Origin of the sequence: Enterococcus sp. DIV1314a, from assembly GCF_051713805.1 — a bacterium.
In the GTDB taxonomy this organism is placed as follows: Bacteria; Bacillota; Bacilli; order Lactobacillales; family Enterococcaceae; genus Enterococcus_I; species Enterococcus_I aquimarinus.
Map to the genome: position 1 here is coordinate 1,032,160 of NZ_JBIOQP010000001.1, position 26,652 is coordinate 1,058,811.

The following is a 26,652-nucleotide window of genomic DNA, read 5'->3' on the forward strand; positions in this document are numbered from 1 at the left end:
AAAATGCACACGTGAAATAAGAAGGGTGAAAAGCAGTAACATTCTCATTTTATTTATGCTAAAATAATGACATGTGAAAGGTGTTGTTAACATGTTACCTTTGAAAAGGGTCAAACTATTTTTCAAGGAACGATTCATGCATCGTTCTAATTTCTTTTATAGTATTTTTTTTCCAATCGTTTTAATTGGTACCGTTTTAATTGCCGGATTTAGCCTCTATACGTATCAAAAAACCTACAATACGTTACAAGAAAATTTAATTGCGGATCGAAAAAGTAATATTAATCAAATCAAAGGGAATATTGAACAAAAAATTCAAACAATCGAATATTCTTTTACGACCTATAGTAATACAACCTCTTTTAAAAATCTGATTAGTCGACCACTTACATTTCAAGATTACGTAGCAGTAAGGGAAATTAGTTCAGAACTAGCTTATATTGGTGCGATTGGCATTGGAAATGCTTCCTATCGTCTGGTCAGTTTAACGCATGGCTGGGAAATTAATAATGGTTCTTTAAATCAGCTGACAGAAGAAGCAGTGGCACAAATTAGTGATTCTATGAGTGAATCCGATCAATACATTCTTTGGAAACCAGATAATAATGGCATTAAAATGTATATTCAACTCCCTACTTTTAGCACAGAGCGTTCGGCAGTAGGGATTGCTAGCGTTAGTCGCCAAGCGTTTACGAGTTTATTTGACGCATCACAAGATGAATTTTTAGCGATTTATAATCGAAAAGGGCAGCTACTTTTTTCGAATCACACCGAGCAGGCGAACGAACTGTCTGCCAAAATGCTGACACTCGATCAAAAAGTAGGAAGCTTCGAACAGTCCGGTAAGGAGACATATATTTATTCGCAATCTGATTATAACCAATGGGTTTACGTTACCGCACTCACTAAAGCGACTATTCGTCAATCCATTTTAGGACTAGGTTCAGGACTGGCCTTTATCACAATCGTGTTATGGTTGTTTTTTATGATTGTTACGTATTTAGTCGCAAATACAGCCGCTCAACCGTTACGAAAAATTCGTGATTTACTAGCGATTGATTCACCGAGCAAAAGCCGTAAAGCTGAAATCAATCAAATCCTCACGGGAATTGATACGATTGTGGAATCAAACCTCGATCTTTCTGCAAAAATCCAACATCAAATTCCAGAATTAGAAACGTTATTTTTATTAAATTTATTTCGTAATCGCATGTCTTATGAGACTTTAAACGAAAAACTGAAACAGCTAAATTATCACTTTAAAGGCGATGAACGATTCATCGTTTTATTGATTCAAATTGATGATTTGGGTGGACGTGATCATACAACAGAAGATCTATTTCTTGTTTCAATTGAAAATATTGTGTCAGAAATCATTCCTCCGACGTCTCGTTTTCAACCAATTGTGTTGAACCAAGATACGCAAGCCACGCTCTTATGTCTGCCAGTAACGGAAGATAAGCAAAAAGTCATTGACTATTGTCAGGCGATTCGTCAAGCTGCTTCTGATTATTTGAAAATAAAAATTAGTTTTGGGATCTCGTTAGAATATGACGATCTAACCGATAGCAAACAAGCGCTAGATACTGCTAAAGAAGCACTTCATTTTCGCATTCATTTAGGTCAAGAAGCGACAATTTTTTATAATGAAATAGCGCCCCAACTCGATCAAAAAACGGTGATGAAATATCCGAGAGAAGCAGAGCAACTATTTTTGGATGCGATGCGCAGTACCAATCAAGTTGAAACAAAAAAAGCGTATCAACACCTGATGACATTAATTTGGCAACAAAATACTAATCCGATTACAATTGAAAATGCGCTGTTTCAGTTAATCAATAGTATCACTCAGTTAGGACAATTACTGGGAGCTGACTATGAGATGCTCTTAAATAATCGTAAGGTCTATTTAGATGTATTAAATAAGGATAATCCTTCTGAAATCCAACAAATTATTTATCAAACCTTGATTGAGCCAATTGTGAATTCGATTCAAAAAACAACGGATCGACAAATGCGTAATCTCTCCGATCAAATGCTTGCGTTGGTCCATCAACAATACGATCACGATATTTCACTCGAAAGCATTGCGGACCAATTACATTATAGTTCTAACTATTTGAGTAATGTATTTAAGAAAGAAATGGGATGGAATTTCACCGATTATTTACAAAACTATCGATTAACGATTGCCAAAAAATGGTTAATTGAAACAGATATGACGGTTAAAGCAATTTCTGAGCGGTTACGATATACGAATCCACAAAATTTTATTCGTTTCTTTAAAAAGAAAGAGAATATGACACCAGGGGAGTATCGTAAGCAACATTCTAATCGTCATCAACGGTAAAATTGTCAGTCAAGATAGGCCCCATTCATCACAAGAGTCCGCTAAAAAAGATTATCAAAAATCCATGAAGAACATTTCTCCATGGATTTTTTTTAATCTAAATTAAGGAAAGCTAACCTTTAACCGATCCAACCATCGCGCCTTTAACAAAATATTTTTGGACAAAAGGATAAGCGATTAACATTGGAATGGTTGCAACGACAATCACCGCCATTTTGATTGATTGTGCAGGTGGGACAATGTCAACACTAGCTGCATCAGCGTTTAAGCCACTTGAAACAATTACGATTTGACGCAACAATACTTGGATAGGCCATTTGTTGGAATCATTGATATATAAAATCGCATTTTGATACGTATTCCAGTAAGTGACGGCATAAAATAAAGAGATTGTAGCAATGGAAGGTAATGAAAGAGGAAGAATGATCTTGAAGAACACACCCCAATCAGAACAACCATCCATTTTTGCTGATTCTTCTAAACTATCAGGAATTCCTTGGAAAAAATTACGCATAATAATCATATTATAAGCACTCACCGCAGAAGGCAATATTAAAGCCCATAATGTATCAATTAAACCAAGGTTTTTAACTAGGATGAAGGATGGAATCATTCCGCCACTAAATAACATCGTAAAGACAACAAGAAAATTGAAAAATGATCGTCCATGTAAATATTTTCTTGATAATGCGTATGCCATAAAGGATGTTACAACCATACTAAGAAACGTACCTAGAATGGTTACATATAATGAAACACCAATACTTTTAAAAATAGTGGGTGTTGATAAAATGTAACGATATGCATTTAGAGTAAACGTTCGTGGAATCAAAATAAAGGTTCGTGTTGAGATTTCAGCCGATGTTGCAAAGGAACTTCCTAAAACATTTAAAAAGGGTAGTAAACACAATAATGTAAAAATTGTTAGAAATGACACAATGAATACATGAACGATTCTTTCGCTTGTCGCTACTTTGATTTTATTCTTTTTTAAAGATGGTGTTGCTTGCATAATATATTCCTCCTAATTCATTTTATTGATCATCGTTACTTTATCACGGCCTCGAGATAACGTATATAATCATTTTTAAATGTTCATTCTTTCTCAATTTGTTGTAAACATTGATATGTAAGGGTTTTTATATTTTTTGATAAAAAAAGAAAGAATCCTTCTGTTGAAATAATGTACGCGCTTTCTTAAGCGTTAAAATGATTATATACGTAATTTCACATATCGACTATGATTTGGATGTGATAAATAAATGAAAACGGAGGAAACAGTCGCATGGAAACAGCTGGAGTATTAACCAATCAAGTAGATGAGAAAAAAATAAAAGCAATCAAACGTCAAAAAAAATGGGCACAAATTAAAACAAACCGAGCGCTTTATATCATGCTCTTCCCAGGAATCTTATATTTTGTAATTTTTAAATATATTCCAATGGGAGGTTTAATTATTGCTTTCCAAGACTATCAACCTTTTTTAGGAATCTTGGGTAGTCCCTTTGTAGGAATGAAACATTTTATTCGATTATTTACCGAAGATACGTTTTTCATGTTAATGAGAAATACGCTCGTCATTTTTGGTTTGGATATTGCTTTTTCATTTCCATTTCCGATTATACTAGCATTGATGTTAAATGAATTACGGGCTGCAAGATTCAAAAAATTTGTCCAAACGGTGATTTACTTACCCCATTTCATGTCTTGGGTAGTGGTTGTTTCGATTTTTTATGTTCTATTAACAACAGAAGGTGGCGTCTTTAATAATATCATCACTTATTTTGGCGGAGAAAAAATTTCTTTTTTAACAAACACAGAATGGTTACGTCCCATTTATATTTTCCAACAAATGTGGAAAGGTGCAGGCTGGGGAACGATTGTTTATCTAGCGGCGATCACCAATGTGGATGAACAATTATATGAGGCAGCTGATATGGATGGTGCTGGAAAACTACGTAAAATGTGGCACATTACCTTACCTTGTATTCGACCAACGATTATTACCTTATTTATTTTGAAAATTGGTCACGTGTTAGATATGGGATTTGAGCATATGTTCCTATTAATGAACCCAATGAATAAAGAAGTCGCTCAAATTTTTGATACCTTCGTCTATACTGCCGGGATTCAAAATGGACAATTAAGTTATTCCACAGCTGTGGGTCTATTTAAAGGCTTAGTCGGATTAGTTCTAGTTGTCTTAGCGAACAAAGCAGCGCGTAAAGTGGGCGAAGAAGGAATCTACTAAGGATAGAAAGGAAACAAGAAAATGACGATGGAAAAAATTAGTAAAATCAATGTCTATATGACGAACGTTTTAATCATTGCTTATTTAAGTTTCTTATGGAGCCTATTTACCCTGTTAGGACTTGGTCTTTTCGGAGTAGGTCCGGCGACTTATGCAATGATGGCCTATTATGATAAGTGGCTGCGCTTGGGAGAACAACCTCCTGTGGCACGCAGTTTCTATACTTTTTTCAAAGAAAGGTTTCGCCAGTCTTTATTGATTAGTTGGCTAATTATAGCGGTTTTTGCAATCGTCATTATCAATCTATTTACGTTAAGCCAATGGTACTTTCAAGTCGCAAATGTGCTTATTTTCATCATCGTGTTGTTTGCGACCAGTCATATTTATACGGTGATGGCAGCGACAACGTTTGAGACGATCAGAGAAATATTACAAGGGGCTGCTTTAATCGGATTAGGTTATTTACATTATTCTATTTTAGCTTGGACCATTATTACGATTACCTATATGATCGCATCGATGATTTCACTGGCGTTACTAATTATTTGGGGAGTAGGCTTTGTTGGTTTTGTTGTGGGGTATGCTGGAAAGTTGATTTTAAAAGAGTTTACTCCTAAAAAAGTCGATTCGGCAATGATTTTTGAATCAAGATAGAGTCATTACTATAAATAGAAGGAGGGAAAGATGTTCATGAAACTTTCTCAAGTAGCTTTAACGACGTTATTTGAAAGGTATCCTATTTTACCTCAAACGAAAACATACCATGGGAAATGGTCGTATGATATAGGGGTTGTCCTACAAGGGGTTAAAATGGCGTATCTTCAAACAAATGAAGCTGTTTATTATGATTATATCCAGGAAACGATGGATTATTATATTCAGGAAGATGGTTCCATTAAAGGATACAACTATGAATCGATGAATATCGATTATGTCAATAACGGCAAATTACTATTTTTATTGTATAAAGAAACCAAAAACGAAAAGTACAAAAAAGCTTTAGATTTATTATTTCAGCAATTAGAAAATATGCCTCGTACGTCAGAAGGCGGTTTTTGGCATAAGAAGATTTATCCCAATCAAATTTGGTTAGATGGCTTGTACATGGGAACGCCTTTTTTAGCAGAATATTTGCTTACTTTTAAAAAGGGTGAACGAATGGCAGAAGTGATCCATCATTTTGAGTTATGCTACAATCGGACGGTCGATCAACAAACGGGTCTGTTGTATCATGCTTGGGATGAAAAAAAAGAACAATTTTGGGCAAATCCTCAAACCGGTTTATCACCAAATTTTTGGGGACGTTCAATGGGTTGGTATATGATGGCACTGGTCGATACCATTGAACTCTTGCAAGGTTCAACGGATACGAAAACGTTAGAAGAAATTTTTGTGAGGTGCTTAAAGGCATTAAAAAAAGTTCGCGATGAAAATACACACGTGTGGTATCAAGTGTTGGATCAAGGGGAGCGACATGGAAATTATTTAGAAGCTTCTGCTTCCAGCATGATTGCTTACGCGACGGCTAAAGCGCTTAGACTAAAAGTCTTATCCGACGAATGGCGATCTTTTAGTCAGGAAACTTATCAAGGCGTGATCAATGAATTTATTTTTTTAACCAATGAAGGATGGCTCAATTTAACGAGAAATTGTGAAGTAGCTGGACTGGGTGGAGAAGACGCTCGTGATGGTTCCTTTGTGTACTATATCAGCGAACCAATTATTACGAATGATTTCAAAGGGTACGGGGCATTTTTACAAGCCGCACTTGAAAATGAACCGTTACTTGAATAGTGTTCTATAAAATGATGAATTTGTAAGGAGGAAGAAAGTTGGAAGTGTTAATCACAGAATTTGGAGCGAAACCAAATGGCGAATTAATGACGGATAAAATTCAAAAAGCAATTGATACGGTTGCTGCAAAAGGTGGCGGACGTGTAAGTGTACCAGCCGGTGAATTTTATACGGCTTCATTGCGCTTAAAAAGTCATATCGAGCTTCATTTGTTACCAGGTAGTGTGTTAAAATTTTCTGATAATCAAGAAGATTATCCAGTTGTCATTTCGCGATGGGAAGGGGTTAAGCGTGAAGTATATGCTTCTTGTTTATATGCCGAAAATGTTCAGAACATTGCGGTGACTGGATTTGGATTGTTAGATGGAAATGGCCAAAAATGGTGGCAAATTTTCCGTAATGAGCGAGAAAAGTTAAACTATCCGCGACCGAAATTAATCAGTTTTGATTCGTGTGAAAATGTGACGATTAAAGATATCTCGATGATTAATTCACCTAGTTGGACGGTCAATCCTATTTTGTGTCATGGTGTTACCGTTGAGAATGTAAAAATTAAGAATCCTGCTGATTCCCCAAATACAGATGGTATTGATCCTGAATCGTGTAAAAATGTACGCATTAGTAATTGTCAAATTGACGTCGGCGATGACTGTATCGCAATTAAAGCAGGGACGGAAGACACAAAAGAACGGGTGTCTTGCGAGAATATTACGATTACGAATTGTCATATGATTCACGGCCATGGTGGGGTGGTGTTAGGGAGTGAGATGAGTGGTGATATCCGAAATGTAACGATTAGTAATTGTACATTCCAAGACACCGATCGCGGAATTCGCTTGAAATCAAGGCGCGGTCGTGGTGGAACGATTGAAGATATTCGCGTCAGTAACATTGTGATGGATAACGTTAGCTGTCCCTTTATTTTGAATTTATATTATTTCTGTGGTCCACGTGGAAAAGATCAATACGTGTGGGATAAAGCTGCCTATCCGATTACAGAAGAAACACCAATGTTCCGTCGTATTCACTTTGCGGATATTACAGCGCGTAATGTCCACGCATCAGCAGGATTTATTTATGGTTTAACGGAACAACCAGTGAGCGATATCACGTTCCATGATATTGCTATTTCAATGGCAAAAGATGCCATACCTGGCAAACCGGCAATGATGACGGGAATTGAAGATATGCAAAAAAGTGGATTTTATATTGGATGCGCGACGAACGTCCGCTTTGACCGGATAACATTAGACGGCGTAGAGGGAGAAATCTTCCATATTGAGAACAGTCAAGGTATCCAAATTCATGATTCCTATGCCAATCAAGAAAAAATTGAGTAGAAAGTGATGGATATAAAAGCAAAAATCCTCACTTGTTTAGGACCAGGACTTTTAGTTGAGCCGCGCGCAACGATTCTGTCGAAAGTGGTCACGCCGGATTATGTGTTAGAAACAATCCTCCTAGAATTAAATGAAATTGAAACCGTTCCAGCATACTTTGCGTATCCTCCAACCGCTCAAGTTCAATCATGCCCACTAGTATTATTTAATCATTCGCATGGCGGTGATTTTACGAAAGGTAAAGAAGAGCTGATTCAAAGTAGCGATTATTTACAGCCTACGAGTTTTTTGCAAACGTTAACAAAAGAAGGGTATGCAGTCGGTGTCATTGATATGTGGGGATTTGGCGAACGAAATAAACAAAAAGAAAGTGAATTATTCAAAGAATTTCTTCTGAAGGGGCACACGCTTTGGGGTATGCGGATTTATGATAATCAACAATTTTTAACATACTTACTGGACCGTCCAGAAGTAAACCCAGAAAAAGTGGCAACGATGGGAATGTCAATGGGCGGAATGATGAGCTGGTGGTTAGCAGCGTTAGATGAACGGATCCATGTCGTGGTTGACATTGCCGCTCAAGTGGAATATGAGGCGTTGATAAAAGAAAAGCGTTTAGACCGTCATGGATTTTATTACTACGTGCCAGGTATTTTAAAAGAACTAACGACGAATGATATCCAACAGTTGATTGTTCCCCGGGCACGACTATGCTTGATTGGGCGCGCGGATCCTCTGTGCCCACTCGTTGGAGTGACAGATTTGGACAAGCGATTACATAAAAGTTATCTTGATCAACAGGCAAGTAATCAGTGGGCATGTGAAATATTAGATGGTGGACACCAAGAAACAAGGGAGATGCGTGAACGATGGATTCAGTTTTTACGCCAGCATCTGTAACGGTTGCAAAAGATGGTAGTGGCAATTATCAGACGATTCAACAAGCTATTGTCTGTGCTTCAAAAAAGAAATTAATCCAAAAAATTATCGTCTATCCTGGAGTATATGAAGAAAATATCAGCATATACAATGATGGTTTAACGCTCATCGGTATTGGCGATGTCAGGATTGAAGGCAATTGGTCAGCCAAAGACTTGCTACCTAATGGTGAACTACGTGGGACCTTTCAAACCGCTACAGTGTTTATCAATGCAAAAGACGTCACTTTAGAAGGAATCACCATCAAAAATACGGCAGGTCCAGATCACGTCGCAGCACAAGCAGTAGCACTCTATATAGAAGGAACCAATGTCACGATTAATCGTTGTTCTTTAGATGCCTATCAAGATACATTATGTTTAGGTCCCTTACCAATAATGACTAAGGATGAAACCCCCTTACTGAGTCCTTGGCGCTCTCGAGTCTTTTCGCAGCAACTGTCTTATTTTAATGAATGTAAGATTTCGGGAACGATTGATTTTATTTTTGGTGGTGGGCAAGCCCTGTTCACTTCTTGTCACATTTATAGCCGGAAGAGGGCACAAGTGAACTATCTAACAGCTGCCTCTACGCCAAAAGGAGCAGAAGGATTCATTTTTATGAACTGTCAGATTTCTGGCGAGAGTCCGTATTATCTGGGCCGACCGTGGCGTGACCATGCAAAGACTCGTTTTGAAAAATGTATCTTTGACAAGTGGTTGACGAGTGCTGGTTGGCATGATTGGGATAAAGTTTCAGCTCAAAAAAGCGTGTGCTATAAGGAAATAGATTGTACTTATGCAATCCTACCGCAAAGAGCGAATTGGATGACTTTGGAAGGAGCAAAGACGAATGAAAAGAAGACTTGAATTATGGATCGGTTGGATTACAGCTGGACTCGTAACGCTAATCCTAGGTCCGTTATCCTTGATTATGCGCGAATTAACGAGTATTCAATACAAAGAAACCTTTTTACCTGTCTTTGCCGAGCAACTAAGCGAGGTATCGGTGGATCAAGGATTAGAATTTTTCCACCGCTTAGGAAACTGGTTTGGTATCACAGTGGTCCTTGTTTTGGTGATGACGGCACTTGCTAGTTTATTTTTAAATAGTCGATATGATCGCCGTTTAACGGGGTTATTATACATAGCAACAGGTCTAATAACCTTAGTAGGAAGCCAGTTTTTAGCATTTGTATTGGCTTTCCCCTTTTTCGTAGCCGGTGGTCTTTGTTTTAAGAAAAGATAAAATAAAATAGATAAGGAAGTAAACAAACAGATGGTTCAAACACAAATTCAAAATCCAATTTTAAGAGGATTTAATCCTGATCCAACTATTTTAAAAGTAGAAGAGACGTATTATATTGTTGTTTCATCTTTTGAGTGGTTACCGGGACTACGTGTCTATCAATCAAATGATTTAGTAAACTGGTCACACTTAACGGATATTTTGACTGAACAAGTGAATTTACAAGGAAATCCAAAAGATGGAAGTATTTGGGCACCACAATTGAGTTATCGCGATGGATTATTTTATTGTATTTATTCCGATGTTAAAAATACGACGCGACCATTTAAAGATGTCCATAACTATTTGATTACGGCTGAAAGAATGACGGGACCTTGGAGTGAACCGATTTATCTCAATTCGAGTGGGTTTGATCCCTCATTGTTTCATGATGAGGATGGTCGGTACTGGTTTTTAAATGAGATATGGGATTATCGCGTCACGACTAGCAACAAATCAGCAGGGATTGTGTTGCAAGAATATGATCCAATAAGCCAAACATTAATTGGGGAAGTCTACAAGATTTTTGACGGGACGGTTTTAGCTAAAACGGAAGCACCCCATCTATATAAAAGAAATGGGTACTATTATTTAGTCACGGCGGAAGGTGGAACCGGGGTGAATCATAGTGTCACGGTGTGTCGCGCGAAAAAGATTACTGGCCCATATGAGCTCGATCCAAACTATCCAATGTTGACGGCAAGCAATCTACCAGATTCACCTCTTCAATGTACGGGACATGGAAGTTTAGTGGAAGGGTTAAACGGTAAGTGGTACATGGCGTATTTAACGACAAGACCACTTCAAGGGAAGGCCATTTTAGGACGCGAAACCGCGATTCAGGAAGTCGTATGGACGTCCGATGGTTGGTTACGTTTAGCGAACGGCACCACAAAACCTGAAGCGGTTACATTAATCGAAACAACCAAAGAAATTGAACAACAAATTGACACTGCATTTCACGATGATTTTAGTTCTAACATTTTGAATAAGGAATGGAATGCACGACGCATATTACCAAGTTCGAATTGGTGTGACGTAACGAGTCGCCCAGGTTATTTACGGCTTGTTTCAGGAGAATCTCCTCAATCATCTTTTGAAAATCATTTACTTGCGATTCGTCAAAAAGATTTTTCATTCGAAGCGACGACTCAACTTGAGTTTATGCCAAAAACATTTAATCAGATGGCGGGACTATTCTTGTATTTAAATGAAAGCAATTATTTATATGGCTATATGACATTTGATGACGATCAAGGACGCGTCTTACGCATGATGCGTTGTCAAAATGGGGAACATACTTTGTTTTCGACAGTCGTCCTTATCAGGGAGCAACCGCTCGATCTAAAAATCGTTGTCAAGGAAACAACAGGAAATTATTATTGGCGACAATCTCAAAATGAACCTTGGGCGAAATTAGGTGAAGAACAAGATTTACTCTTTTTAGCTGGAGGTTTTACGGGCAATTTTATTGGCATAGGAGTGCAAGATCTAGATTTAAAAGAAGGAATTCATGCCGACTTTGCTTTCTTTGATTATTCACCGATTCATGGTTCAAACAAGGAATAAAAAGGGTCTTAAAAGCTTTAACAAATAAAAAATAAAGAGAACGAAAGGAAGAAAAAAATGAAAAACAAAAAAATCATGGGTGCATTATTGTTATCAGCGTTAGTATTAGGAGCTTGTGGAAATGGTGGGACAGACGGCTCTGCTACTGACAAAGGGGGTAACGAAGTAGCTGCATCCACGAAAGATACGATTTCATGGATGGCGATGCTTCACACAGCTGCTCCGCCTTCAGGTGATGTTGAGAATAAATTGGAAGAATATACGGGCATGAACATTGATTTCAGCTGGGTACCAGATGCCTCAAAATCAGAACGAATTAATGCAGCGCTAGCATCCAATTCACTCACAGATATTGTGACGCTAGCGGATATTAAGAATACAACCGTTCGTAGCTCGCTTGCGTCAGGAATGTTCTGGGATGTGGAACCCTATTTGCAAGAATATCCGAACTTATCGAATATTTCAGAAGAACGACTCCAATCTTCTCGAATTAATGGCAAAATTTATGGCGTTCCTTTCCAAAAACCAATTGCTCGCTATGGGGTAGCGGTAAGAAAAGATTGGTTAGAAAATTTAGGGTTAGATGTGCCTCATACAGTCGAAGACTTAGCCAAAGTAGCTCAAGCTTTCACAGAAAACGATCCTGACGGTAACGGCAAAGATGATACTGTTGGCTTTGTTGAACGTAATGAATCATTTAACGTTGGTTTCCGCTCGCTATCGGGTTATTTTGGAGCAGACAACTGGTTTGCTGTAACAGAAGATGAACAAGTCCTGCCTTCCTTTATGCAAGAGGAATATAAAGAAGCGATGGAGTGGTTCCGTGACATTTATCAAAATGGTTGGATGAATTCAGATTTTGCGGTGATGGCTAAAAATGATCAAAAAGATTACATTATTCAAGGCAAAGGGGGAATTGTGATTACTGGGTTACAAGAAGCACGTAACTATGTCGATGGTGCCAAAGGAACGCCTCAAGAAGGCATGGAGTGGGAACTAATCAATGATATTACTTATGGCGATGTTGAACGTCGGATTTTATCAGATACGAATGGCGGAATGGGTGGTTGGTTAGCCATTCCGAAAGATAAAGTGAAAACAGAAGAAGATTTGAAAGTAGTCCTAAAATTTATTAATGATTTGATGGATGAAGAGCCGTATACCTTGATGACTCAAGGGATAGAAGATGTACACTATGAAATCAATGCAGATGGTGCATATGAAAAGATTGACGATACGAAATGGCAACAAGAAGTACAACCATTTTCTTCTTCTCGTCCATCTGAATTAGTGAAAACATTTAAATCGACTGATCCATTAGTCAACTTAGCGAATGAGAAAATCGCTGACAATGAAGCTTATGCGATCGTTGATCCGTCGCAACCATTAACGTCAGAAACTTACAATACCCAATGGTCAACATTAGTGGAAGGAATTAGTGATGCCTATTATAAATATATGATGGGTGAAATTGAAATGGATGGTTTTGATCAAGCGGTTGAGACATTTAAGAAAAATGGCGGACAAACGATTATCGATGAATTCACGGCAAGTTACAAAGAAACAAAATAACGTCTTCTAATGAAGGTGAAAACAAGCAGCTCGCTTTGTGGAGTTGCTTGTTTTGGCTGAAATCGAGTTCACCGTTGATCGATACTCAAGTTTTTTAAAAATAAAACAATCTAAAAAATCCGTTGGCCAAAAATTGGTTAACGGATTTTTAGATTGTATGATGATGAAATTAAAACAATCAGAGATTTGCGATCAGTTCTTTGGCTACGCGGATGTCTTCATCTTTTGTTTGCTCCAAGACAATATAGCAGTAGGGTTTATACTGTTGAATAATCTTTAAAATGGCGGGATAATCAATCAGTCCTTTGCCTAATGAAGTGGGTACGATTTTTCCATCTTTAATCATAAAATCTTTTAAATGAAAAGCGCAAATTTTAGAACCATATTGTTGAAATGCTTCTTCCACGATGCCTACAATCGATTCATGAGTCTCAATCGTAATGAGGTTAGTCGGATCCAAAATAATGCCAAGATAATCTGAATCAACCGCTTCAAGTAGTTGTTTTGTTCTTTCAATAGAAGATAGCGGATGGTTTAAACCGGCTTCAATCCCAACTAAAGTTCGATGCCTTTCACCGGTTTTAACCAGTCTTTCTACAACTTTTACTAAATCAGTAAAAACCGTATCGCTGAAATTGTCTTCGGTATACCCTAAGTTTGGGAGTACGGATCCAGTTTCACTTGCCACCATCGATGCCCCAAAAAAGTGCGCATCACGTAAATAGGTTTCAAATTTATGCAAAATTTCTTCTCGTTTAATCGGATCAGGATGAATTAAATTAGAGTAACAACTCAGTAACGCAATTTGGATATCATGTTTGGCAAATAAGTTTTTAAAGTATGTTCCCATACCAGGATTAAGCGCGTTAGCTGAAGAATCCAGTTGAGGAAAAGAAGCCCCTAAGGCAAATTGTAAGTTATGAATTCCAACGCTTTTCGTTTGTTGTGCTAATTGCTCGGGAGTCGAAATATTCGACAAATCATGTCCGCGAATGACTAAATTATACATAATACTCTCCTTTTAGTTGAATTAATTAAATAATCGCTTACAATTAGTGTATCACAATTTCGTTGTAAGCGGTCTTATTTTAGTGAGGATGAATGAAAATTCGACTTGTTTAGAGGGAAATAATTCAAATGAAAATGGGCAACGACTAAAAGAGATAGATTTTTCCCAAGTTTTATGTTAGAATTTCCTGTAAAATGATTTTGTTTTCCGAATAGGAAAGGAATAGTGAGATGGAAGATAAAAAACCATATGGCACGGTGTTAATCCGAGCTGCAAAAATTTTAGACTTTTTAGCATTACAAAGCCAAGGTGTCGGGCTTAAACGAATTGCAGAGGCAGTCGAAATGACGACGTCTACAACGTTAAAAATTTTAGATACCTTATTATTGATTGGCTATGTCAGTCGCAACGAACGCGAGAAAACGTATTTTTTAGGCCCTTCTTTAGTAAAATATAGTAGTCAATATTTTGAGCATTCGATTTTAAAAAATGTTGCCACACCAGAGTTAGAAAAGTTGCAACTGGGTGTCGATGAAACCATTCATCTAGGAATCCCTAACGGTCAAGAATTAGTCTATTTAGATAAGTTAGAACCAAAAAAACAATCGATTTTCATGTCATCAAAAGTGGGAGTAAGCCGTCCACTATATAGTACAGCAATGGGAAAAATCTTTTTATCTTCTTATAATGATGAAATGCTAGACCAATATTTTTCGCGGGTTCCACTGACTGCTTATACAGAAAAAACGATTACGAACAAATTTTTACTCGAAAAAGAACTAGAAGAAATACGGCAAACAGCCGTCGCGTATGACGATGAAGAAATGGAAAAAGATTGTTTTTGTATTGCGATGCCAATTCGAGGGAAAGAAAACATTGAAGGAGCTTTTAGTGTGAGTATGCCTAAATTTCGAGGGACGCAAGAATATGTTGATCACATAATTGAAAAAATGACTGAAGCAAAAAATCGTATCGAAGCTAAAATCCATCCTTAATAGGGTGGATTTATTTTTTTGCTAGAAAGGGCTTGCATTTTTTTTGTTACTCGTTATAATTAAAGTATAGAATTTCTTTTTTAGAAAAGATATTTCTTAATAGGAAATTAAAAGCGAGGTTATCAAAATGGAAATGGAAACAAGATATGGTAGTAGCCCATCAATGATTCGTCATTTTTCAACGGAAGAACTAAGAGAGGAATTTTTAGTTGAAGAACTATTTGTTCCGGGCAAAGTGTTATTAACATACACCCATAATGATCGGATGATTTTCGGTGGTGTCACACCCACAACGAAAAGTCTAGAGATCAAATTATCAAGTGAATTAGGAGTCGAGTATTTCTTAGAACGTCGCGAACTTGGTGTCATCAATATTGGGGGACCCGGTTCAATTGTCATTAATGGTAATGAAGAAACAATGAAGAAACAAGATGGTTATTATATTGGCAAAGAAACGAAACAAATTGAATTTAAATCGGATGATGCGAATAATCCGGCGAAGTTCTACTGTGTTTCTGTTCCAGCCCATAAAGTTTATCCAAATGTCAAAATTAGCATTGATGCCATTACGCCATTTGAGACAGGTGAGGCAAAAACGTTAAATCAACGTAAAATTTTCCAATATGTGCATCCGAATGTGTGCGAAAGTTGTCAATTACAAATGGGGTACACTATTTTAGAAGAGGGCTCTGCATGGAATACGATGCCTTGTCACACGCATGAACGCCGAATGGAAACGTACCTCTACTTTGATATGGATCCAGATACACGTGTCTTCCACTTCATGGGTACACCAGAGGAAACCAAACATTTAGTTATTTCGAATGAACAAGCATGTATTTCACCAAGTTGGTCAATCCATACGGGTGTGGCAACATCAGACTATACGTTTATCTGGGCGATGTGTGGCGAAAATATCACCTATACAGACATGGACATGGTTGATATGAAAGATTTGAAATAGCTAAAAAGAGAAACTAAAAATCTTTAAAACGGAAGAGGAGAAGGAATATGTCAAATTTTAGCATGGATTCATTTCGTTTAGACGGTAAAGTGGCGTTAGTTACGGGTGGTATTTATGGAATTGGTTTTGGAATTGCAACCGCTTTAGCAGAAGCAGGCGCAAAAATTGTTTATAACAGTTTGACGCAAGAAGCCATTGATGAAGCAAAGGCGGATTATGAAAAATTAGGCATCGATGCAAAAGGCTATGTCTTTGATATTACAGATGAAGAAGCAGTTGCTGCAGCGGTGAAACAAATCGAAGAAGAAGTTGGCGTCATTGATATTCTGGTGAATAATGCGGGTATCATCAAGCGCATTCCAATGTTAGAGATGTCTGCCGAAGATTTCCGTCAAGTGGTTGATATCGATTTAACAGGACAATTTATTATGGCAAAAGCCGTATTACCAGGAATGATTGAAAAAGGACACGGTAAAATCATTAATATTTGTTCAATGATGAGTGAACTGGGTCGCGAAACTGTAAGTGCGTATGCAGCGGCTAAAGGTGGCTTGAAAATGTTAACGAAAAATATTTGTTCGGAGTTTGGCGAGCATAATATTCAATGTAACGGCATTGGCCCTGGCTACATCGCAACACCACAAACGGCACCTTTACGTGAAGAAGGCCATCCGTTTAATGATTTCATTATTGCCAAAACACCAGCTGCCCGTTGGGGAACAGTAGAAGATTTACAAGGAGCAGCAGTATTCTTATCTTCGGAAGCTTCTGATTTTGTAAATGGGCATGTTTTATATGTTGATGGTGGCATTTTAGCTTACATTGGGAAACAACCATAAAAATTAGGTTGAATGAAGATTAATTTTCAGCTTTATGGAAAAAGGCTAGGATAAACGTCAATATTGAGTTTAATCCTAGCCTTTTTTGATGATAGAAAACGATGGGATAGGGATAAATGAGATACAACGAATTGAACGATTCAGATAAATACATATTGTTATGTTGTTATTTTATCTTTTTTGTAAACGGTTTTTATGCAATGGTTTTTGGAGCAATGATTCCGCTAATTAGCGCAGAATATCAATTAAGCGACACCGTCAGTGGCTTGCTCTTGTCGGGACATCAGTTAGGGAATTTAATTGCGGGGTTAGTTGCGGGGATTTTACCTGTTTATTATGGACGTAAACATTCGATTCTTTTTTTAAGCAGTTTTGTGATGCTTGGTTTTTTCATCATGATTGTGACCGGTAATCCGATTTTACTGATTATGGCTTTTTTCTTCACTGGAATTAGTCGAGGGAGTATTTCGAATTTTAACAATAAAACGGTGAATGACATTTCACATAGCGATCCCGCAGCATCCAATTTGTTACATAGCACGTTTGCAATTGGGGCTTTAATCTCACCTTTTTTAGTCGTCGTAGCGACTCGAATCTTTGGTGATAGTGGTTGGAAGTGGACGGCGGGATTCATCATTGTATTAATCGCGATTTCTCAAGTGTTGTTTAGTAAAATGGAAGTCAATGAGCAAGTTGAAACTACCAAACAAAAAATTAAAGATTATTCATTTTTTAAAGATCCATTATTTTTAAATACAATCGTCATTTTATTTTTTTACTTGTGTGCGGAATCCGTCATTACAGGATGGTTGGTAAAATATTTTATTGACTCGGATATCCTCCAAGTGACCCAAGCACAACTCATTTCATCTTTATTGTGGATAGCGATTTTACTAGGACGATTGTTCTGTGTGTTTTATGGGTACCGTTTTAAAAAAGGAAATTTGATTACAGCTATTAGCATCGGTATGACGATTTTTTACTTCTTGTTATTAATGAGTACGAATTTAAGCATGATCGTATTTTCTGTTCTTGGTCTTGGATTCACAATGGGAGGGGTTTACCCAACAGCCATGACCATCGCAGGTGTTTCGATAAAAAAATATCCAATGGCGATGGGCTGGTTATTAATCATCGGAGGTATCGGAGCGATTTTAATGCCGACAATTACAGGTGTTTTGTCGGAAAAAGTGAGCGTTTTTGCCGGATTTTCAGCAGTAATTGTAGCCATTATTGTCATGCTTATCGGAGTGCTTTGGTATCGGTTAGTCAATGAAAAGAAAGAAGGAATAGTATGAAAAAAGTAAAAACATTAAACCAGTTGATAGAAAATGGTGTGGTAGCAGTTATCCGTGGGCAATCAAAAGAACAAGGATTAGGGATCTGTAAAGCAAGTGTGGCGGGAGAATTAAAGGCATTAGAGGTCGCTTATACCACTCCCAATGCCAGCGAACTGATTGCGGATTTAACGGAATATTATGCAGAAGATCCAACAGTTGTGATTGGAGCTGGTACCGTATTGGATCCAGTGACAGCCCGCTTGGCGATTGAAAATGGCGCGGATTTTATTGTAAGTCCGGCATTTGATGCAGAAGTTGCCACAATATGTAATTTATACCAAATTCCTTACATGCCTGGTTGTATGACGATTACTGAAATGACGACGGCTTTAAAAGCAGGGGTTGATATCATTAAAGTCTTTCCTGGAGATATTGTTGGATCTCGCTTTATCAAAGACGTTAAAGGACCACTGCCATACGTAAATTTAATGCCAACGGGTGGCGTGAATTTAGATAATATGGCTGAGTGGTTTGCGAATGGTGTGATTTCAGTAGGAATTGGGAGCGATTTAACGCGTGGTTTAACAGGAGATAATTATGAAGTCGTGACCAAAAATGCCCAATCTTATATCGCAAAATTACGCGAAATTCGAGGTGAATAAATTGAGTAAAGTGTTAACCTTAGGAGAACTATTATTAAGATATTCAACGACGAAAGGCGAACAATTAAGTCATGCAGCAGCGCTACATTTACACTATGGTGGAAGTGAAGCGAACGTAGCGATTGGCTTATCTGGTTTTGGCCATGACGTCACCTTAGTGTCAAAAATTCCGGACAATCCCTTTGGTCAAGGTTCACTTTACCAATTGAAGCGTTATGGAGTGAATACTGATCAGGTTCATTTTGGGGAAGGACGAATGGGCAGTTACTTTGTCGAAACCGGTGCTGGTCCGCGAGCGACATCAGTCGTGTATGATCGAAAATCTTCCACTTTTTCACTTTTAGAAACCAATGAATGGGACTATGATCATCTTTTTGAGGATGTTTCTTTGTTTCATGTTTCAGGTATCACACCGGCTCTATCACCGTTTTTAGCACAGTTGACGATTGATTTTGTCAAGGAAGCAAAAAAGCGTGGCGTTTTAGTCTCTTTTGATAGTAATTATCGTGGCAAATTATGGGGGTTACCAGAAGCTGCCAAAGTCTTTGCACAAATTTTACCGGATGTTGATTATTGTTCAATGGGAGCGCTTGATGCCGTGAATATTTTGGGGATAGAGGCTGCAAATAGAGAGCTATCTGAAGAAGAAGCACTCGCTTACTACTACCAAAAAATGCAAGAAAAATATCCGAATATCGAGGTTTTTTATTCGACACGTCGCGAGGTCGTTTCAAGTGATGAAAATTATCTCACAGGAACGTTATGGCTTAACGAAACCTACTACACGTCAAAGAAATACCATATTCCTTATATCGTCGATCGAATTGGCGGAGGCGATGCCTTCTCAGCAGGGGTGTTGCACGGACTATTAGAAGGAAAAGACGCGCAAGAGATCATTGATTTTGCGACAGGAAATACAGTTTTAAAACATACAGTTGCAGGTGATGCGTTATCTTTAACTGAAAAAGAAGTGGAATTATTTGTTCAATCTGATTCCAGTAAAATTAATCGATAGGAGTAAGGACCTTGTTTTAAGAAGTGTCGTGTCTATGCCGATTTATGAACCGCAAGTAATTGAGAATGGTTCAAATAGGGAGCCTTATTAACTTTTTGTCGAAAAAAATGATTCCAACATAAATATACCTCTCCATGGGCTTCCGCAGTCCAAATCGCAGTATAGCGTGTAGAGATGAATCAATAAAAAGATAGTGAGCGACTCTAACAGACGGTAATATTGGTGAAGATAGCCGATAAGTGTGTTAGAGTTATTTATTTTAAAAATAACGTGAAGAGTAGCGCTTGTTAGATGGTACTAGAATGAATAGTTAGATAGAAAAAATAAGATCCACATCAATGGCTGTTATGCATCCAATCCTAAGTATGTTATCGCCAAAATTAAGCGCTTATCTCTGTCTTTTTATGGGTAGTATGATACAATAAATAAAAATTTAGAGGAGGCACTTTGTGGATAAAAAAAGAGTAGTCATTTATACGTTGTTATTTTTGGCAACATTCGCAATCGCAACACAAGGTTTTACGAAGACCGGTTTTGATGGATTGGTGGTTCCATTAATGTTCACCTATGCCTATTTTACGATAATCTTCCTTATTGCAACCGCTATTAAAAACAATTCAATTGTTGATATTGGTTGGGGGATGGGGTTCGTTGTTGGAAGTTGGCTGACGTTATTTGTCACTGAAAACCCGACGATTTTATCGTATGTCATTGTTGGTTTTATTACTGTCTGGGGTGTGAGACTCTCCGCCCGTTTATTGAGACGAAACTATGGAAAACCTGAAGATTTCAGATATGCACAGTGGCGAGAAGAGTGGGGCGATAAAGTCGTCATCATTGCTTTTTTCCGAGTGTTCATGGTGCAAGGAATTATTAACTTTGTCGTTGGGTCAGCTAGTTATACGGTCATCAAATACAACCAATTTAGTATTGGGTCAAATCATCAGTATTTGGTTTATCTCGCCTTATTGATCGCGTTTGTCGGCTTGTTTTTTGAAGTCGTTGGTGACGAACAATTAAGACGACATATCGCGAAAGGATCGCGTACGCTGTTACAAACAGGCTTGTGGTCGATTACACGTCATCCTAATTATTTTGGCGAAATCTTAATTTGGATTGGATTATACGCAAGTGGTATTACGTTGATTTTTACGAATTCTGTTAACCCGTTTTATTATCTACTGTTAATCATCTCACCTGTGTTAATGACGACGGTGTTAATAAAAGTCTCTACACCACTACTCGAGAAAAACATGGAAAAATATGCTTCATGGGAAGAATATACGAAGAGAGTTCCAATGATTTTCCCTTGGGCTAAAAAATAAACAGTATTGTTTGTTTTTTAATAATGTTGATGAAAAGATGTGTGAGGGATAAGTCATTTATCCCTCATGCATCTTTTTTTGATAGCAAAGAAGGGTAAAGTATTGGGCGATTGAATGACCGATTCGGTAGTCACTTTATCGTTTTTTTTTGTTGCCCTTTTCCCGAAAAAATGGCTTGAAGAAACCTAAGAGGGAAGGTATGATGAAGCTGGTTCAAAAAGTATTTGAAATTAGCGATAAATCCTTGATTTGCGAGCTTAGGATGTAGAGGTGCGAAGGGATTTATCACAATCAAAGTGAGGTCACGATGGAGAAAAAGTTGCATTATCAATATGTGATGTTGCAGTGTAGTTTTTATGCGATGTCCGCCTGTTTTATTGGTTATATGGTACCTGTTTTACAAACACAAGGATTTAATCATACGCAAATTGGTTTTTTCTTGGCGCTACGAGCGTTATTTAGTGTCATTTTTCAACCGATTATTGCCAATGTGATGGACAAATTTAAGTCTGTGATTTCTTTTAATCAATTGATTGCGGTGATGATCATCATTAGTATGATGATGACTGGGATTCAAATTTTAAATCCGGGATTTTTTGGAATGACGTTCATTTTTATGATGTATGGCATTGTGACTTATGGGATGGTTTCATTTATCGATGCGATGTCGACGTTATATTTTTATAAAGGTCAGAAAATTAACTATCCGGTGGCACGGGGGGCGGGTTCATTGAGCTATGCGATTAGCGCGCTTTTGATAGGCTTGTTTGTCGCTCCGGAACGGATTTTAGTGGCGCAATTTTTCTTATTTTTTCCGTTGCTCTTTTTTATTTTGAAAATAGATCGTGTGAAAGGGGCCGATGCCACGCATCATGAATCCGAAAATCAGTCTTTTTCTTATCCTGCATTATTGCGTGCGTTTCCTTTTTTCAAATTATTTTTAATCGCGATTATTTTTTCGTTTATTGGAAAAGAATTAAGTTCGAGTTTTTTAATTGATGTGTATCGTTCGTTAGGTGGGAATAACCGTGATTACGGCTTGGGAACTTTTTTACTGGCTGCGAGTGAAATCCCTGCCGCGATTATTTTTACGCGTCTAGCGGATCGCTTAGGGATTTACCGATTAATGTTATTATCGTTTTTCTTTGCGTTTTTACGGATTTTCTTGATTATGTTAGCACCGAATCTGTTGCTTTTAAATATCGCACAAATGATGCAAATGCTTGGGAATGGCTTGTTTTGGGCCGGGAATATTCAATTTATCCGGACGATTCTTCCTGCGAAAGATGCGGTGAAGGCGCAAGCCGCCGTTGGAGTTTGTTACTTAGGAATTGGTAGTGGTGTCGGTAGTTTACTGAGTGGTGTGATTTTGGAAGCGACTAATTTAACGACGCTTTTAGCGACTGCGAGTTTCTTTTCATTAATCGGCTTTTTCATTTTATTATCAGGTCAGAAATATGAACGGTCTGCAGATTCACTAGGGCAGAACCATTCGCTATAGCAAGAAGTGAGTGGACATGAAAGAGCGATGTTGTTAGCGTGAATTGTCTTTTATTTCATTAAGATTGTCTGTTAGAAGCGAACTTTTATTTGTGAGTTGACACTTTTTCATGTATGATTACGAAGGAAGATCAAGCGAATATTGTCAAGAGAAAGACAGACGAATCCTCATCCTTTTTGGAACGAAGGGCTGTAAAGTAGGGCGTGCTTTCTCATGTATAAAACAATTAATGATTCATTCTAATAATGGTAGTGTCAGTGTTACGGAATAAGAGGAGTGTATGAAATGAATCCACAAGAGAAAAAAGAAAAAATGCTCGAGTTAATTAAAAAGAAACAAAGTGGCGGCCGGTCAAAAGACATGGAAGCACCAAAAAATGATCGTAAGAATATGCGTAAGGGTCCAAAGATTTACAATAAATAAGTCATAAAAAAGACAGTTTCTCCCATCAGAGAAATTGTCTTTTTTTATGGAAACTGTGGCTGTCGCCTAACACCTCTAAATGGTTATCCACAACATTTAATGTGGATAAGTAAAGACGTTTTAGGATCGTACTTCAAAAAGAGTGTCTTTTGGTAAAGGAAAGTCTCAATCAGTTGTGTTATTTGACAAAGATTTTTATACTTGAGGAGGAAACACAAATTACATAAGTAGGAATGAGAAGGGAAGTGGCAGAGATGATTGATGAAAAAAATGAAATCCGTGAAAAACAATTGTTAATGAATAATTTTCCGGAATTAGCCAGTAATCCAGCGTTGTTAACGCCTAAACTGGAGGAAATGATGATGCTTGAAGATGCGATGAAGCGATTGATTGATTTTTGTGGGGATGATTCTGATCGAGAAGGCGTACGCGAGACTCCGTACCGTTTTTTGAAAGCGTTTTTAGAATATACTCAAGGTTATCGAGAAGATCCAAAGGCGCATTTGCACAAAATTTTTGATGTTCCATATCAAGAGTTGGTGTTAGTCAAAGAGATTGAATTTTATTCGATGTGTGAACATCATTTCGCGCCTTTTTTTGGTGTGGTGCATGTGGGGTATATCCCTAATGAAAAAGTGACGGGACTCTCGAAAATCGCCCGGATGGTAGAAGGTTATGCACGCCGTTTTCAAGTCCAAGAACGTCTGACAATGCAAATAGCGGAAGCGTTAGAGGAGATTCTTGAACCGATTGGGACAATGGTGGTCGTAGAAGCTAAACATACGTGTATGTGTAGTCGTGGGGTCAAAAACACGAGTGCCATGACGACGACGTCAGCTGTCAGAGGGATTTTTGCTGAAAAAGCCGAGGCGCGTGCAGAATTTTTAACCCTTATTAAAGGATAAGCGTGTTTTAAATCAGGAAAAAGGGGTTGGAATCATGAAAAATAGAGTCGCATTGGTGACGGGTAGTGCGAAAGGGTTAGGAAAGATGAGTGCAATTGAACTGGCGAAAAAAGGCATTAATCTAGTGATAAATTACGTCCACAGTCAAAAAGAAGCGGAAGAAACAGCGGCGTTTATCGCTGAAACATATGGTGTTAAAGTACTTGTCCTTCAAGGTGATATGGCGAATAGGTTAGATGTACAGCGAGTCACGACCGAAAGTATCGCTAAGATGGGCAGTATTGATATCCTCGTGCATAATGCCGGTCCTTTTATACGAGAAAAGAAAACAATCAGTGAGTATACCATCGTGGAGTGGCAACAGATGATTGATGGAAATCTAAATAGTTTTTTCTATTTATTAAAAGTCCTACTACCCGTGATGCAAGCCCAGCGCTGGGGTAGGATTGTCATGCTCGGTTTTGATCGAGTCGGTCATGCGCCTGCTTGGAAGTATCGTGGCGCTTATGCGGCGGCTAAAACGGGGAGTGCCTCATTGATTCGAACGCTTGCTTTAGAAGAGTCCGACAATGGGATCACAGTCAATATGGTTTGTCCGGGTGATATTACGAGTCAGTGGAAAGAAATGACGATTGAGGATGCTCGGATGGTGGCTGACGTCCAGATGCGTCCGGAAGTGGGAGAAGACATTGCGCGAACAGTGGCCTTTTTATGTGAGGATAATGCCGATAAAATTTCGGGTGCAATCATTGAGGTGACCGGTGGCAAAGACGTATTAGCAAAACGAAACCAAGAATGACACGGTGGGATAAAAAGGCCGATGTTTTACTCCATAACAAATTTTGTTTTCTGCTGAAAGACTCCTCACCGGTCAAAATATCCGCTATAATAAAAAGGTATTGAGTAAAGGAGTGTTTTAATGGAGAACTTATTAGAATTAACAAAAAGCTTAACCACAATCCCTTCACCTACAGGTTACACGACTGAAATTATGTCGTTTTTAGAAGAGGAATTAGGAAAAATAGGGTATGATACGCAACAAAATCGTAAAGGCAGCTTAATTGTGACCGTTCCGGGTCAAAATACGGAACAACAACGCTTTATTACGGCGCACGTGGATACATTAGGCGCGATTGTTCGAGCGATTAAACCTGACGGACGACTTAAAATGGATTTGATTGGTGGATTTAAATACAATGCGATTGAAGGCGAATATTGTACCGTTCATACGCAAGCAGGCAAAGAAATTACTGGTACGATTTTAATGCATCAAACGAGTGTTCATGTCTATCAAGACGCAGGGACAGCGGAACGAAATCAAAGCAATATGGAGATTCGCTTGGACGAGAAAGTGACCAATGCCGAAGAAACACAAGCGTTAGGAATTGAAGTGGGCGATTTTATTAGTTTTGATCCCCGTACTGAAATCACACCGAGTGGTTTTATTAAGTCGCGTCATTTAGATGACAAAGTGAGTGCCGCAATTTTAGTCGCATTTTTACAAAAAATCAAAGAAGAAAACATTGAATTACCGTATACGACTTGCTTCTTATTTTCAAATAATGAAGAGATTGGGTATGGCGGCAATTCAAACATTGATCCGCGTGTCGTTGAATACGTAGCGGTGGATATGGGTGCGATGGGTGATGACCAACAAACCGATGAATACACGGTTTCTATTTGTGTCAAAGATGGAACGGGACCATATCATTTAGGGTTACGTAATCATTTTGTGGCGTTATGTAAAGCGCACGATATTCCTTATAAATTAGATATTTATCCGTTTTATGGCAGTGATGCTTCTGCGGCGATGCGTGCAGGAGCAGATGTGAAACATGGACTAATTGGTGCCGGAATTGAAGCAAGTCACGCTTACGAGCGGACCCATCGTGATTCGATTGAAGCGACGTATCGTTTAGTGGAGACTTATTTACTAAGTCCAATGGGATAGAAGAATAGCTCAAAAAAGGTTGTGACCCACGAGCGTCACAACCTTTTATTCTATTAAATTGTGGGTAAATAAAATAAAAAGCGGAAGGAGTTTTCCACAGTGGATAACTTTAAGGAAAAGATACTGACAATAAAAGAGCTTCAATTGAGCCAATTATTTTTATCGCATGCGAAGATTGTGAAAATAAATGAATGGTTTTCGTCTGATTTGACGAACTTTTCACCAATTACGATTCGTTCCTTTTCGTGGAGTGAAAAACCAGTCCTCATCGACGGCCATACACGAGCCTTTGTTGCGGCACAAAAGGGCGTTCGAGCTTTGCCAGTGATCATAGAGGAGGACATCATCTCTGACGAATTAGAAAATCTGTATCACCAATGCGTGGATTGGTGTCAAGTGGCACAACTACACGAGATTCTTGATTTATCTGACAAAATTGTGTCGCAAGCAGAATATGAAGATTGTTGGATTGGTCGTTGTGAGACATTTTTGGCGAAGCAAGACAAATCGCAGAAACCTCTCAGTGATCCAACTATTTGAGGGGGTAATAAGGGATAAAAGGCTGCTCTAGCCAAAATGATCCGTCATGCGAGTCATGAAAAGAGCCCCTTTTTTTAATGATTCCTCCAGTTTATCAGAATAAGATCATTTTTCATTCAGTTTATCAGAATAAGATCATTTTTCATTCCACTCGCAAGTACG

25 protein-coding genes are annotated in these 26,652 nt (G+C 38.1%); 23 read left to right on the forward strand and 2 right to left on the reverse strand.

Translation table 11 applies throughout. The features are described 5' to 3' along the window. Window positions 1-91 precede the first annotated feature (91 nt). Window positions 92-2,350, forward strand: coding sequence for a helix-turn-helix domain-containing protein (locus IGI68_RS05035; RefSeq protein WP_438730971.1), 2,259 nt, complete (start codon window positions 92-94; stop codon window positions 2,348-2,350). Window positions 2,351-2,462: 112 nt separating this feature from the next. Here IGI68_RS05035 and IGI68_RS05040 read toward each other — a convergent pair whose 3' ends face one another. Continuing rightward, a complete protein-coding gene (locus IGI68_RS05040; RefSeq protein ID WP_071874721.1) occupies window positions 2,463-3,362 on the reverse strand; it encodes a carbohydrate ABC transporter permease in 900 nt (299 codons plus the stop codon). Between the two features lie 273 nt (window positions 3,363-3,635). On the opposite strand from IGI68_RS05040, the gene IGI68_RS05045 reads away from it, so the two are divergent. The 9 genes from IGI68_RS05045 (at window position 3,636) to IGI68_RS05085 (ending at window position 13,081) form a co-directional block, all read left to right on the forward strand. Further along, a complete protein-coding gene (locus IGI68_RS05045; RefSeq protein WP_438730975.1) occupies window positions 3,636-4,601 on the forward strand; it encodes an ABC transporter permease in 966 nt (321 codons plus the stop codon). A 21-nt stretch (window positions 4,602-4,622) separates the two neighbouring features. Further along, on the forward strand, window positions 4,623-5,255 hold the full coding sequence (locus tag IGI68_RS05050) for a DUF624 domain-containing protein (RefSeq protein ID WP_438730978.1): 633 nt from the start codon (window positions 4,623-4,625) through the stop codon (window positions 5,253-5,255). Between the two features lie 36 nt (window positions 5,256-5,291). Beyond that, complete coding sequence (locus tag IGI68_RS05055; protein WP_438730981.1) at window positions 5,292-6,395, forward strand: glycoside hydrolase family 88/105 protein; 1,104 nt, start codon at window positions 5,292-5,294, stop codon at window positions 6,393-6,395. Between the two features lie 86 nt (window positions 6,396-6,481). After that, window positions 6,482-7,735 (forward strand): glycoside hydrolase family 28 protein, encoded by a 1,254-nt coding sequence (locus IGI68_RS05060; protein WP_071874750.1) that lies wholly within the window; start codon window positions 6,482-6,484, stop codon window positions 7,733-7,735. Window positions 7,736-7,741: 6 nt separating this feature from the next. Then, window positions 7,742-8,635 carry a dienelactone hydrolase family protein gene (locus tag IGI68_RS05065; RefSeq protein WP_438730984.1) on the forward strand — a complete coding sequence of 298 codons (894 nt, stop codon included), beginning with the start codon at window positions 7,742-7,744 and terminating at the stop codon, window positions 8,633-8,635. Further along, window positions 8,605-9,522, forward strand: a complete 918-nt coding sequence (locus IGI68_RS05070) for a pectinesterase family protein (RefSeq protein WP_438730987.1) — start codon at window positions 8,605-8,607, stop codon at window positions 9,520-9,522. Before IGI68_RS05065 ends, IGI68_RS05070 begins: the two co-directional genes overlap by 31 nt. Next, complete coding sequence (locus IGI68_RS05075; RefSeq protein WP_438730990.1) at window positions 9,506-9,901, forward strand: DUF4064 domain-containing protein; 396 nt, start codon at window positions 9,506-9,508, stop codon at window positions 9,899-9,901. The genes IGI68_RS05070 and IGI68_RS05075 overlap by 17 nt, the downstream gene beginning before the upstream one ends. 30 nt (window positions 9,902-9,931) lie before the next feature. Next, complete coding sequence (locus tag IGI68_RS05080) at window positions 9,932-11,509, forward strand: glycoside hydrolase family 43 protein (RefSeq protein ID WP_438730993.1); 1,578 nt, start codon at window positions 9,932-9,934, stop codon at window positions 11,507-11,509. Between the two features lie 57 nt (window positions 11,510-11,566). Next, window positions 11,567-13,081: an extracellular solute-binding protein gene (locus IGI68_RS05085; RefSeq protein WP_438730996.1), complete on the forward strand. Its 1,515-nt coding sequence runs from the start codon at window positions 11,567-11,569 to the stop codon at window positions 13,079-13,081. A gap of 178 nt (window positions 13,082-13,259) precedes the next feature. Here the strand turns inward: IGI68_RS05085 and IGI68_RS05090 are convergent, their stop codons facing one another. Beyond that, on the reverse strand, window positions 13,260-14,090 hold the full coding sequence (locus IGI68_RS05090; RefSeq protein WP_438730999.1) for a sugar phosphate isomerase/epimerase family protein: 831 nt from the start codon (window positions 14,088-14,090) through the stop codon (window positions 13,260-13,262). Between the two features lie 230 nt (window positions 14,091-14,320). Here IGI68_RS05090 and IGI68_RS05095 point away from each other — a divergent pair, with 230 nt between their 5' ends. The 13 genes from IGI68_RS05095 to IGI68_RS05155 all read left to right on the forward strand — a co-directional run bounded on the left by IGI68_RS05095 (window position 14,321) and on the right by IGI68_RS05155 (window position 26,490). Continuing rightward, window positions 14,321-15,085: an IclR family transcriptional regulator gene (locus IGI68_RS05095; protein ID WP_438731002.1), complete on the forward strand. Its 765-nt coding sequence runs from the start codon at window positions 14,321-14,323 to the stop codon at window positions 15,083-15,085. Between the two features lie 127 nt (window positions 15,086-15,212). Then, on the forward strand, window positions 15,213-16,049 hold the full coding sequence (gene kduI / locus IGI68_RS05100; protein WP_438731005.1) for a 5-dehydro-4-deoxy-D-glucuronate isomerase: 837 nt from the start codon (window positions 15,213-15,215) through the stop codon (window positions 16,047-16,049). Window positions 16,050-16,096: 47 nt separating this feature from the next. After that, window positions 16,097-16,888: a gluconate 5-dehydrogenase gene (locus IGI68_RS05105; protein WP_438731008.1), complete on the forward strand. Its 792-nt coding sequence runs from the start codon at window positions 16,097-16,099 to the stop codon at window positions 16,886-16,888. A gap of 116 nt (window positions 16,889-17,004) precedes the next feature. Then, entirely contained in the window at window positions 17,005-18,186 is a 1,182-nt protein-coding gene (locus IGI68_RS05110) for an MFS transporter (RefSeq protein ID WP_438731011.1), read from the forward strand. Continuing rightward, a complete protein-coding gene (locus IGI68_RS05115; protein ID WP_438731014.1) occupies window positions 18,183-18,830 on the forward strand; it encodes a bifunctional 4-hydroxy-2-oxoglutarate aldolase/2-dehydro-3-deoxy-phosphogluconate aldolase in 648 nt (215 codons plus the stop codon). Before IGI68_RS05110 ends, IGI68_RS05115 begins: the two co-directional genes overlap by 4 nt. A 1-nt stretch (window position 18,831) precedes the next feature. Further along, window positions 18,832-19,845 carry a PfkB family carbohydrate kinase gene (locus tag IGI68_RS05120; RefSeq protein ID WP_438731016.1) on the forward strand — a complete coding sequence of 338 codons (1,014 nt, stop codon included), beginning with the start codon at window positions 18,832-18,834 and terminating at the stop codon, window positions 19,843-19,845. Window positions 19,846-20,294: 449 nt separating this feature from the next. Beyond that, window positions 20,295-21,170 (forward strand): DUF1295 domain-containing protein, encoded by an 876-nt coding sequence (locus tag IGI68_RS05125; protein ID WP_273232561.1) that lies wholly within the window; start codon window positions 20,295-20,297, stop codon window positions 21,168-21,170. A 307-nt stretch (window positions 21,171-21,477) separates the two neighbouring features. Continuing rightward, window positions 21,478-22,671 (forward strand): MFS transporter, encoded by a 1,194-nt coding sequence (locus IGI68_RS05130; RefSeq protein WP_071874695.1) that lies wholly within the window; start codon window positions 21,478-21,480, stop codon window positions 22,669-22,671. A 285-nt stretch (window positions 22,672-22,956) separates the two neighbouring features. After that, window positions 22,957-23,094 (forward strand): hypothetical protein, encoded by a 138-nt coding sequence (locus tag IGI68_RS05135; RefSeq protein ID WP_071874694.1) that lies wholly within the window; start codon window positions 22,957-22,959, stop codon window positions 23,092-23,094. A 254-nt stretch (window positions 23,095-23,348) separates the two neighbouring features. Then, window positions 23,349-23,999 (forward strand): GTP cyclohydrolase I FolE, encoded by a 651-nt coding sequence (folE, locus tag IGI68_RS05140; RefSeq protein ID WP_071874748.1) that lies wholly within the window; start codon window positions 23,349-23,351, stop codon window positions 23,997-23,999. A 34-nt stretch (window positions 24,000-24,033) separates the two neighbouring features. Further along, a complete protein-coding gene (locus IGI68_RS05145) occupies window positions 24,034-24,798 on the forward strand; it encodes an SDR family oxidoreductase (RefSeq protein ID WP_438731021.1) in 765 nt (254 codons plus the stop codon). A 120-nt stretch (window positions 24,799-24,918) separates the two neighbouring features. Then, the gene (locus tag IGI68_RS05150) at window positions 24,919-25,950 is read left to right on the forward strand and encodes a M42 family metallopeptidase (RefSeq protein ID WP_071874692.1); all 1,032 of its coding nucleotides are present in this window, start codon (window positions 24,919-24,921) and stop codon (window positions 25,948-25,950) included. Between the two features lie 99 nt (window positions 25,951-26,049). Further along, the gene (locus IGI68_RS05155) at window positions 26,050-26,490 is read left to right on the forward strand and encodes a hypothetical protein (protein WP_084131217.1); all 441 of its coding nucleotides are present in this window, start codon (window positions 26,050-26,052) and stop codon (window positions 26,488-26,490) included. Window positions 26,491-26,652 lie beyond the last annotated feature (162 nt).

Excerpts from the sequence above, each read along its gene's own strand:
- IGI68_RS05035 (WP_438730971.1), top strand. The coding sequence starts at position 92 with ATGTTACCTTTGAAAAGGGTCAAACTATTTTTCAAGGAACGATTCATG.
- IGI68_RS05040 (WP_071874721.1), bottom strand. The coding sequence starts at position 3,362 with ATGCAAGCAACACCATCTTTAAAAAAGAATAAAATCAAAGTAGCGACA.
- IGI68_RS05045 (WP_438730975.1), top strand. The coding sequence starts at position 3,636 with ATGGAAACAGCTGGAGTATTAACCAATCAAGTAGATGAGAAAAAAATA.
- IGI68_RS05050 (WP_438730978.1), top strand. The coding sequence starts at position 4,623 with ATGACGATGGAAAAAATTAGTAAAATCAATGTCTATATGACGAACGTT.
- IGI68_RS05055 (WP_438730981.1), top strand. The coding sequence starts at position 5,292 with ATGAAACTTTCTCAAGTAGCTTTAACGACGTTATTTGAAAGGTATCCT.
- IGI68_RS05060 (WP_071874750.1), top strand. The coding sequence starts at position 6,482 with ATGACGGATAAAATTCAAAAAGCAATTGATACGGTTGCTGCAAAAGGT.
- IGI68_RS05065 (WP_438730984.1), top strand. The coding sequence starts at position 7,742 with ATGGATATAAAAGCAAAAATCCTCACTTGTTTAGGACCAGGACTTTTA.
- IGI68_RS05070 (WP_438730987.1), top strand. The coding sequence starts at position 8,605 with ATGGATTCAGTTTTTACGCCAGCATCTGTAACGGTTGCAAAAGATGGT.
- IGI68_RS05075 (WP_438730990.1), top strand. The coding sequence starts at position 9,506 with ATGAAAAGAAGACTTGAATTATGGATCGGTTGGATTACAGCTGGACTC.
- IGI68_RS05080 (WP_438730993.1), top strand. The coding sequence starts at position 9,932 with ATGGTTCAAACACAAATTCAAAATCCAATTTTAAGAGGATTTAATCCT.
- IGI68_RS05085 (WP_438730996.1), top strand. The coding sequence starts at position 11,567 with ATGAAAAACAAAAAAATCATGGGTGCATTATTGTTATCAGCGTTAGTA.
- IGI68_RS05090 (WP_438730999.1), bottom strand. The coding sequence starts at position 14,090 with ATGTATAATTTAGTCATTCGCGGACATGATTTGTCGAATATTTCGACT.
- IGI68_RS05095 (WP_438731002.1), top strand. The coding sequence starts at position 14,321 with ATGGAAGATAAAAAACCATATGGCACGGTGTTAATCCGAGCTGCAAAA.
- kduI (WP_438731005.1), top strand. The coding sequence starts at position 15,213 with ATGGAAATGGAAACAAGATATGGTAGTAGCCCATCAATGATTCGTCAT.
- IGI68_RS05105 (WP_438731008.1), top strand. The coding sequence starts at position 16,097 with ATGTCAAATTTTAGCATGGATTCATTTCGTTTAGACGGTAAAGTGGCG.
- IGI68_RS05110 (WP_438731011.1), top strand. The coding sequence starts at position 17,005 with ATGAGATACAACGAATTGAACGATTCAGATAAATACATATTGTTATGT.
- IGI68_RS05115 (WP_438731014.1), top strand. The coding sequence starts at position 18,183 with ATGAAAAAAGTAAAAACATTAAACCAGTTGATAGAAAATGGTGTGGTA.
- IGI68_RS05130 (WP_071874695.1), top strand. The coding sequence starts at position 21,478 with ATGGAGAAAAAGTTGCATTATCAATATGTGATGTTGCAGTGTAGTTTT.
- IGI68_RS05135 (WP_071874694.1), top strand. The coding sequence starts at position 22,957 with ATGAATCCACAAGAGAAAAAAGAAAAAATGCTCGAGTTAATTAAAAAG.
- folE (WP_071874748.1), top strand. The coding sequence starts at position 23,349 with ATGATTGATGAAAAAAATGAAATCCGTGAAAAACAATTGTTAATGAAT.
- IGI68_RS05145 (WP_438731021.1), top strand. The coding sequence starts at position 24,034 with ATGAAAAATAGAGTCGCATTGGTGACGGGTAGTGCGAAAGGGTTAGGA.
- IGI68_RS05150 (WP_071874692.1), top strand. The coding sequence starts at position 24,919 with ATGGAGAACTTATTAGAATTAACAAAAAGCTTAACCACAATCCCTTCA.